The sequence below is a fragment of the Limimaricola litoreus genome, assembly GCF_024159025.1.
GTDB lineage: Bacteria > Pseudomonadota > Alphaproteobacteria > Rhodobacterales > Rhodobacteraceae > Limimaricola > Limimaricola litoreus.
In genome coordinates this window covers 76,692-85,097 of record NZ_JAMYXC010000210.1, presented here as the reverse complement: position 1 = coordinate 85,097, position 8,406 = coordinate 76,692, and the positions used below count along the sequence as shown (strand labels likewise).

Below are 8,406 nucleotides of genomic sequence, written 5' to 3'. Positions count from 1 at the left end.
GGCGATCGAGGCGCGCGGCATCACGCTGCGCGAAGAGGCCGAAGGGCCATTGCGCCGCTTCGACGCCGAAAGCCGGACCCTGACCCTGTCGTCTCGCGCGCCGCGCGCCACGCGGCGGTTCCAGCTTCTGGTGCAGCTCGCGCTGACCGAGCACAGCCAGCTGATCGAGGCCACGCTCGATCTGGGGCGGTTCGAGCCCGGCCCCGCGCGCGACATTGCGCGGATCGGTCTGGCCAACTATTTCGCGGGCGCGGCGCTGATGCCTTACACCGCTTTCCTCGATGCCGCGCAGAAGACGCGGCATGACCTCGAACTGCTGGCCGAACGCTTCGGGGCCAGCCTCGAACAGGTGGCGCACCGGCTTTCGACGCTGCAGCGCCCCGGCGCGCGCGGCGTGCCCTTCTGGTTCGTGCGGGTCGATCAAGCGGGCACGGTGACCAAGCGCCATTCCGCGACACAGCTGCAATTCGCGCGCTACGGCGGCGCCTGCCCGCTGTGGAACGTGCATCAGGCCTTCGAGACGCCGACGCGGTGGTTGCGCCAGCTCGCCGAGACGCCGGACGGGGTGCGCTATCTGTCGCTGGCGCGCGACATCAGCGGCGGCGGCGGGGCCTGGGGCGCGCCGGTGCGGCGCTTCGCGATCGGTCTGGGCTGCGAGGTGCGTCACGCGCGTGAGCTGGTCTATGCCGACCACATGGACCTCGAATCCGCCGAGGCTTTCGAGCCCATCGGCATCTCCTGCCGGATCTGCGAGCGCACGAACTGCCACCAGCGCGCGGTGCCGCCGCTCGAAGGCCGGTTGAAGATCGACGCCGATCACAGGCAGGACCTGCCCTACCGGCTGGAGTAAGCCGCCGCGCCGCGGCGGGGCGGTTTCTTACCCATACCCCAGCATATCCCCGGTCAGCCGCGCGAAGCAGCGCAGCCCGGTCTCGATCAGCGCGTCGGGAAAGTCGTAATCCGGGTTGTGCAGATCGGGCCGATCCCGCCCCGCACCCAGCAGCATGAGCGCCGCCTTCGCCCCATCCGCGAAGCGGCCGAAATCCTCGGAGGCGCGCATCGGCTGCCCCCGTGGGCCGTGCGGCACGGCCTCGGCCTCCAGTGCGGCGGCGAGACGGGCCACGGCCTCCGCGTCGTTTTCGCAATGGCGAAACACGTCATGATGCGTGATCGCAAGCCCGAGGCCGTGGTGCTCCGCCGCCTGCCGCGCCAGCGCCTCGGCCTGCTCGACCAGCCCGGCCATCCGCGCATCCGTCAGGCTGCGCAGCGTGACGAAGAGCTCGGCCTCGCCCGGCGCGATGCCGAAGGCGGGCGCGCCCATCCGGGCATGGGTGACCGTGACGAGAGCAAACTCCGGATCTTCGATGCCGCCCGCGCCAAGCGCGGTCAGCGCCGGCATCAGCGCGCTGATCGCCGCCATGGGCGAGCGCCCTGTCTCGGGCTGCGAAGCATGGGCGGTCCGCCCCGTGAGCGCGATCCGCATCCCCCGCGAGGCACAGGCCGCCGGGCCGGACCGCAGCGCCGCATGGCCCAGCGGCAAGCCCGGCATGTTGTGCAGCGCAAAGGCCCAGTCCGGCGCGATCCGCGCAAAGGCCGGATCGGCGATCACCGCGGCCGCGCCTTGGCCGTCCTCTTCAGAGGGTTGGAACAAAAGCACCGCGCGGCCACGGCAGGGACGATGCCGCCCCAGCAGTTCGGCCATGCCCGCGAGGATCGCCATATGCCCGTCATGGCCGCACAGATGGCCCTTGCCCGGCACGGTCGAGCGCCAGTCCGGCGTGCCCGTCTCCTCGATCGGCAGCGCGTCGAGCTCGCAGCGCAACAGAAGGGTGGGGCCGGACGCTGCGCCCTCATAGACGGCGGCGACCCCGTGGCCGCCGAGACCGGTCAGCAGCGCATCGGGGCGCGTCCTCTCCAGCCGTTCCGCGACGCGCGCCGCCGTCGCGGCCTCCTGTCCCGACAGCTCCGGTTGCCTGTGCAGCGCGCGCCGCCACGCGGTCAGATCGGCCAGGGCAGCGGCGTCGAGCCGGGGCGTGTCGTTCACGGTCATGGCTCACTCCTCGCGCCTGCGGTCCGACCCATGGTGCAGGCGCTCAAATGGCTGCGCAACCCGCGGCGCGTCGGCTGGGCAGAGGTGTTCGAGGTGGCTCTCCCCAGCCTGCTGATCGGCACGCATCGCCAGGCAGGGGACCGGACCGGGGGGCCATGCCGCGCATCCGGTGCTCGCGGCATCATAGGACCACCCATGACCTACGGGGCGAGCACTACCCTCGGCAGAACCAGTCGATGCCATTGCCGAAATTAGATCGGCGCAGCGCAAAATTTGTTCTTTATTGGAATGCAAGGCCCCCGCATCATCCTCCAGATGGCCGGCGTCGGGAGGGGCGGCGGCAATCGAAACAGGGAGAGGTCACAATGCCGAATACGAGAGTCACCAAGCGCCGGTTTCTGCAATACGCCGGGGGCATGGCCGCCGCCGCCGGGCTGCCTGCCGTCATCGGGGTCGGGCCGGCCTCTGCCGCCGGGCTGAAAACGGTCGAGATGCAGCTTGGATGGCTCGCCTCGAACGGGCTTCTGGGAGAGGTCGTGGCGCAGGCCAAGGGATTCTACGAAGAAGAGGGGCTCGAGCTGAAGATCACGCCGGGGGGCCCGAACGTCGATGGCGTGGGCTCCGTCGCGGCGGGCCGTGCCGAGGTGGGGCAGATCTCGTCGAGCCCTTCGGTCATGCTGGCGCGCGCCGCGGGCATCCCGATCAAGGCCTTCGCCGCGGGCTACCAGAAGCACCCGTTCACCTATTTCTCGCTGCCCGACAATCCGATCCGCGAGCCCAAGGACATGGTCGGCCAGACCATCGCCACCCAGCCCACCGCGCATATCCTGTTGAAGGCGCTGCTGGCGGCCAACGACCTCTCCGAGGATGACGTCGAGATCGTCAACATGGGCTCGGACATGAACCAGCTGATGACGGGCCAGGCCGCCGCCGTCACCGGCTGGCTGACCAACACCGCGGCGCTCGACGTGCTGGGCGAGGAGCGGGTCGATCTGATGCTCTGGGACGCGGGCATCCAGCTTTATGCCACCGTCTACTACGCCACCGACAAGACGATCGAGAATGACGCGGAGGCGCTCGCGGGCTTCACCCGCGCCACGGCGCGCGGTTGGCACCATGTCCGCGAGAACCCCGAGGAGGCGGTCGACCTGCTTGTCAAAGCCTATCCGAACATGAGCCGCGAGGCCGAGCTGCGCGCGGTCGATCAGGTGCTCGACTTCGTCTTCACCGAGGACACGGCCGACAGCGGCTGGGGCACGATGAACCGCGAGAAATGGGAGGCGCAGCTCGCCGCCTATGCCGATCTGGGCCAGTTCGACGGCGATGCGCCGACGGTCGACGAGGTGATGACGCTCAAGATCCTCGAGATGACCGCAGACGCGCGCAAAGAGGTCTCGTGATGGCCGCGGCAGAGCTTCACACGGCAGCGGGGAACCCCGCTGCCACCCCCGACCCCGGCGCGATCCGGGTCGAGAATGTCGATGTCACTTTCGCCGAGGGCACGGTTGTCGCGCTCAAGGACGTCTCGGTCGATATCCCGCAAGGCGCCTTCGTCACCATCCTCGGCCCCTCGGGCTGCGGCAAGTCCACGCTGATGCGCGCCATCGCCGATCTCGTGCCTGCCGCGCGCGGCGTGATCGACGTGCAGGGCCAGAACCCGCGTGACGCCCGGCGCAACCGGAATTTTTCCTACGTGTTCCAGGATGCGACGCTGCTGCCGTGGCGCACCGCGCTGGAAAACGTTCAGCTTCCCCTCGAGGTGGGCGACGGCGGTGATGCCCATGCCGATCCGCGCGACCTGCTGGAGCTCGTCGGCCTGAAGGGCCGCGAGGACGCGCTGCCGCACGAGCTTTCGGGCGGCATGCGCCAGCGCGTCGCCATCGCCCGGGCGCTGGTGACCAAGCCCAAGATCCTGCTGATGGACGAGCCCTTCGGCGCGCTCGACGAGATCACCCGCGACAAGCTCAACGAAGAGGTGCTGAGGATCTGGCGCGAGACGGGGACGACGATCCTCTTCGTCACCCACTCGATCCCCGAGGCGGCCTTCCTCGGGGAATACGTGCTGATGCTCGCCGCCCACCCGGGCCGGGTAAAGGAATTCATGAAGGTCGAGCTGCCGCCCGAGCGGCGGCTGGCGGATCGCGACACGCTGGAGTTCGTCCGGATCACCGCGCATCTGCGCCAACTGCTGGAGGAATGCTGAGATGGCCGAGGCAAGCCAAATCCCGATGCCGGTGCCGGCACCGCGCATGAACCGGATGTTCGACGCCGTCATCGCGCGCGGGCCCGCGCTCGCCGCCGTGGCGGGGCTCTTGCTGCTGTGGCAGGGCGTGGTGTGGTTCTTCGAGGTGCCGGAATACATGGCCCCGAGCCCGATCGCCGTGCTGAACGCGTTCCAGGAAAATGCGGGCACGCTGTGGCTCAACTTCTGGCCCACCTTCTTCGAGGCGGCGCTCGGCTTCGTCGCGGGCAACCTCGTGGCGATCGCGCTGGCGGTCTGGTTCGTGCACAATTCCACCGCCGAGCGCGCCTTCTTCCCGATCGCGGTGTTCATCAACACCATCCCGATCATCGCGTTGGCGCCCGTGCTCGTGCTGATCTTCGGCAACGGCTTCGCGCCCAAGATCATCATCGCAGGTCTGATCTGCTTCTTCCCGACGCTGGTGAACATGGTGCGCGGCCTGAAAGCGGTCTCGCCCGCCACGCTCGACCTGATGCGGGTGCTGTCGGCCTCGAACTGGGAGATCTTCTGGAAGGTCCGGCTGCAAAGCTCTCTGCCCTTCCTTTTCGCCGCGCTCAAGATCGCCTCTACCACCTGCGTCATCGGCGCCATCGTGGCCGAGTGGATCGGCTCCAACTTCGGCCTCGGCGCGCTGATCATCGAAGCGACCTTCAACTTCCGCTCGCCGCTCCTCTACGCGACCGTCTTTACCGCGGCCTTCCTCGCCGTGGTGATGTTCGCCCTCGTGAGCTTTGCGGAATCCCGCTTCATCCGCTGGAAGACCTCTGACGTCCACTGACCGCCGCGCAACAGATTATCTAGGAGAATCAAGATGCTGAACGAAACCATCAGGGAGAGTCTGCGCGACGTGCCCGTGGTCGACCGCTCCGATGTCGTCGTCGTCGGCGGTGGCCCCGCCGGGATCTCGGCCGCCGTCTCCGCCGCCCGCAACGGCGCCTCTGTCACGCTGCTTGAACGCTACCCCTATCTCGGCGGCCTCGCCGCGGGCGGCATGGTGCTGCTGCTCGACGACATGCACAACGACACCGAGATCACGGTGACCGGCATCTGCATGGAGATGATCGAGCGGATGCGCTCCATCGGCCTGTGCCACACGCCCCCCGAGGAAGACCGGATGCCCGGCCGCCGCGAGACGCAGGAGAACTGGAAGAAGTATTCGCGCTGGGGGATGTTCGACTTCCATACCCAGTCGATGCCGCACCCGGTCTGCTTCGCCGCGGCCTTCGACCCCGACGGCTACAAGAAGGTCTCGTATGACCTGATGGAGGACGCCAAGGTCAAGCTGCGCCTGCACAGCTGGTTCTCCGAGACCATCGTCGAGGACGGCGTGGCCAAGGGCGTGATCTGCGAGACCAAGGAAGGCCGACAGGCGATCATGGGCGACGTGATCATCGACGCCTCGGGCGATCTCGACGTCGCGGCCTCGGCGGGCGCAAAGTTCCAGGAGGCGAGCTTCATCGTCACCACCGTGTCGCGCTGGGGCAACGTCGACACCGACAAGGCCGAGGCCTGGCAATACGCCAACCCCGAGGAGTTCCAGCGTCTCGACCACGAGGCCAAGCGGATCATCGGAGGCTGCTGGAACTACTGGTGGCTCAAGACGCCGCTGCCGGGCGTGGTCTGGCTCAACTGCCCGCACATGCCGCAATACAGCGGCCTCTCGGTCGAGGGCCTCACCGGCGCCGAGTTCGAGGGCCGCAAGCGGATGGAGCGGCTGATGACCTTCGCCCGCGAGAACCTGCCGGGCTTCGAGAAGGCCCATGTGGTCGATTTCGCGCCGCAGACCGGCGTGCGCACCACGCGGCTGCTCGAAGGCGAATACGTCGTCACCAAGGACGACGTGATGAAGCGCCGCCACTTCGCCGACACCGTCTGCCGGGGCCGCGACTACTACACGCCCTATGGCGCGCTGGTGCCCAGGGACGTCGACAACCTTCTGGTCGCAGGCCGTCACTACTCCTGCACCCCGCAGGCCCAGAAGAAGAGCCGCGAGATCCCGCCCTGCATGGCGCAAGGCGAGGCCGTGGGCGTCGCCGCGACCGTCGCGCTCAACGCCGGCGTCACCGTGCGCGAGGCCGACGTCAAAGCGATCCAGAAACAGATGCGCGCGCAGGGTGCCGACCCCGGCGACGTGCCCTCGTCCAACGCCCTCGTCATGGAGGCCGCAGAATAATGACCCAACCTCTCCCCCTCGAAGGCATCAAGGTGATCGATTTCACCCAGGTGATGCTCGGACCCTCCTGCACCCAGGTGCTCGCCGATTACGGCGCGGAGGTGATCAAGGTCGAAAAGGAAAAGATCGGCGACCTGTCGCGCTGGTCTCTGGGCGCCGACCCGGACGGGCTCAACAACCCGATCTTCTGCTCGCTCAACCGCAACAAGAAGAGCCTCGCGCTCAACCTCAAATCCGAAGAGGCCCGCGCGCAGGTGCTGGAGCTGATCGACACCGCCGATGTCGTGGTCAACAACTTCCGCCCCGGCGTGATGGAGCGGATGGGCATGGGCTTTGATGACCTCAAGGCCCGCAATCCCGGCATCATCTTCGCCGTGGGCACCGGCTTCGGTCTCGAAGGCCCCAACAAGCACAAGGGCGGGCAGGACATCCTCGCCCAAGCGATGAGCGGCGTGATGGAGCGCCGCTCGGACCCCGAGCTGCCGCGCGCGATCTTCTCGACCGCGCTGTGCGACTACACCGCCGGCATGCATCTCGTCCAAGGCGTGCTGTTGGCCATCCTGCAGCGCCAGAAGACCGGCGAAGGCCAACAGGTGGCGGTGAGCCTCTACTCCTCGATGCTGGCGATGCAGATGCAGGAGGCCGCCGCCCACATGATGCGGGGCCGCGACCTCAACTGGGGGGCCTTCCCGCTCACCGGCGTGTTCGAGACCACGACCGAGCCCTTCGTCATGGTCGGCGCCTTCAAGGAAAACCCGCTGCGCGATATCTGCAACGCGCTGGGGATCGAGGACCTGTCGCAGGAAGAGCGATTCCGCGACTTCGACGCGCAGGCCGCGCATCGCGCCGAGCTGCAGGCGATCTTCAAGCGCGAGTTCGCCAGGAACAGCCGCGAGCACTGGCTCGCGCGGCTGGAGGAGGTCGACATCCTCTGCGCGCCGGTGCGCACCTTGGCCGAGGCGCTCGATGACGAGCAGACGATCGTGAACAACATGGTGATCGAAGCGGGCGAGACGCCCGCGGGCAAGATCCGTCTCGTCGGCAGCCCGATCGACATGTCGGCCGCACCACTCTCGGTGCGCCAGGGCCCGCCGCAGCTCGGCGAGCACAATGGCGAGATCCTCTCCGGGTTCGCCCCGAAGAAGGCGCAGGTGGCATGAGCGTCCATTACGAGGTCCGCGACCGCGTCGCCCGCGTCACCATCGACCGGCCCGAGGTAATGAACGCCATCGATCAGAAGACCGAGGCCGCACTGGAGCGGATCTGGTGCGACATCGAGGAGCGCGACGACATCTCCGTCGCGGTCCTCACCGGGGCGGGGGAAAAGGCCTTTTCCGTCGGCGCGGACATGAAGGACGGCTCGCTTTCGGGGCTGGAGTACTGGGCCGCGCCGCGCCCCAACGGCTTTGGTGGCATTTCCTTCCGCCGCTCGCTCGACGTGCCGGTGATCGCGCGGGTCAACGGCTACGCGCTCGGCGGCGGCTTCGAGATGGTGCTTGGCGCCGATATCGTGCTGGCCGCCGAGACCGCGAAGTTCGGCCTGCCCGAGGCGCGGGTGGGGCGGATGCCGCTCGATGGCGGCATGGTCATGCTGCAGCGCAAGATCCCGCACAACCTCGCCATGGGGGTGATGCTCGCAGGAAGGCGGATCGATGCCGCGACGATGGAGCGCTTCGGCCTCGTGAACGAGGTGGCGGGCGCGGGCGAGCTCCATGCCGTCACCGATCGCTGGATCGAGGACATCGCCGCCTCGGCGCCGCTGTCGCTGCGCGCGATCAAGCAGGTCGTCAATCGCACCGGCCATCTCTCGCCGCGAGAGGCGCAGGCGATGAAGCTTCCTGCGGTTGTGAAAGCCCTGAAAAGTGCGGATGCTGACGAGGGCGTTCGCGCCTTTCTCGAAAAACGGGCCCCCGTCTGGCAGGGTGCCTGAGACCGGAGTGA

General features: G+C 68.0%; 8 protein-coding genes. 7 read left to right on the top strand and 1 reads right to left on the bottom strand.

Features of this window, described 5'->3' with window-relative positions; translation table 11 throughout:
- Positions 1-850, top strand: an 850-nt coding sequence (locus tag NHG85_RS13795; RefSeq protein ID WP_253333321.1) for a helix-turn-helix domain-containing protein, incomplete at its 5' end; no start/stop codon positions are given.
- A gap of 27 nt (positions 851-877) precedes the next feature.
- On the opposite strand, the gene NHG85_RS13790 is transcribed toward NHG85_RS13795, so the two are convergent.
- The gene (locus tag NHG85_RS13790; protein ID WP_253333319.1) at positions 878-2,050 is read right to left on the bottom strand and encodes an amidohydrolase; all 1,173 of its coding nucleotides are present in this window, start codon (positions 2,048-2,050) and stop codon (positions 878-880) included.
- A gap of 365 nt (positions 2,051-2,415) precedes the next feature.
- Between NHG85_RS13790 and NHG85_RS13785 the strand changes: the two genes are divergently transcribed.
- The 6 genes from NHG85_RS13785 to NHG85_RS13760 are packed head-to-tail and all read left to right on the top strand — an operon-like array spanning position 2,416 to position 8,395.
- On the top strand, positions 2,416-3,450 hold the full coding sequence (locus NHG85_RS13785) for an ABC transporter substrate-binding protein (protein WP_253333318.1): 1,035 nt from the start codon (positions 2,416-2,418) through the stop codon (positions 3,448-3,450).
- Entirely contained in the window at positions 3,450-4,253 is an 804-nt protein-coding gene (locus NHG85_RS13780) for an ABC transporter ATP-binding protein (RefSeq protein ID WP_253333316.1), read from the top strand. The genes NHG85_RS13785 and NHG85_RS13780 overlap by 1 nt, the downstream gene beginning before the upstream one ends.
- 1 nt (position 4,254) lies before the next feature.
- A complete protein-coding gene (locus NHG85_RS13775) occupies positions 4,255-5,070 on the top strand; it encodes an ABC transporter permease (RefSeq protein ID WP_253333314.1) in 816 nt (271 codons plus the stop codon).
- Positions 5,071-5,103: 33 nt separating this feature from the next.
- Positions 5,104-6,465, top strand: coding sequence for an FAD-dependent oxidoreductase (locus NHG85_RS13770; protein WP_253333312.1), 1,362 nt, complete (start codon positions 5,104-5,106; stop codon positions 6,463-6,465).
- The gene (locus NHG85_RS13765; RefSeq protein WP_253333310.1) at positions 6,465-7,625 is read left to right on the top strand and encodes a CaiB/BaiF CoA transferase family protein; all 1,161 of its coding nucleotides are present in this window, start codon (positions 6,465-6,467) and stop codon (positions 7,623-7,625) included. Before NHG85_RS13770 ends, NHG85_RS13765 begins: the two co-directional genes overlap by 1 nt.
- Positions 7,622-8,395 (top strand): enoyl-CoA hydratase-related protein, encoded by a 774-nt coding sequence (locus NHG85_RS13760; RefSeq protein WP_253333308.1) that lies wholly within the window; start codon positions 7,622-7,624, stop codon positions 8,393-8,395. The genes NHG85_RS13765 and NHG85_RS13760 overlap by 4 nt, the downstream gene beginning before the upstream one ends.
- Positions 8,396-8,406 lie beyond the last annotated feature (11 nt).

Bases quoted from the DNA above. Each gene is read 5' to 3' on its own strand.
- NHG85_RS13790 (WP_253333319.1), bottom strand. From the start codon at position 2,050: ATGACCGTGAACGACACGCCCCGGCTCGACGCCGCTGCCCTGGCCGAT.
- NHG85_RS13780 (WP_253333316.1), top strand. From the start codon at position 3,450: ATGGCCGCGGCAGAGCTTCACACGGCAGCGGGGAACCCCGCTGCCACC.
- NHG85_RS13785 (WP_253333318.1), top strand. From the start codon at position 2,416: ATGCCGAATACGAGAGTCACCAAGCGCCGGTTTCTGCAATACGCCGGG.
- NHG85_RS13760 (WP_253333308.1), top strand. From the start codon at position 7,622: ATGAGCGTCCATTACGAGGTCCGCGACCGCGTCGCCCGCGTCACCATC.
- NHG85_RS13770 (WP_253333312.1), top strand. From the start codon at position 5,104: ATGCTGAACGAAACCATCAGGGAGAGTCTGCGCGACGTGCCCGTGGTC.
- NHG85_RS13775 (WP_253333314.1), top strand. From the start codon at position 4,255: ATGGCCGAGGCAAGCCAAATCCCGATGCCGGTGCCGGCACCGCGCATG.
- NHG85_RS13765 (WP_253333310.1), top strand. From the start codon at position 6,465: ATGACCCAACCTCTCCCCCTCGAAGGCATCAAGGTGATCGATTTCACC.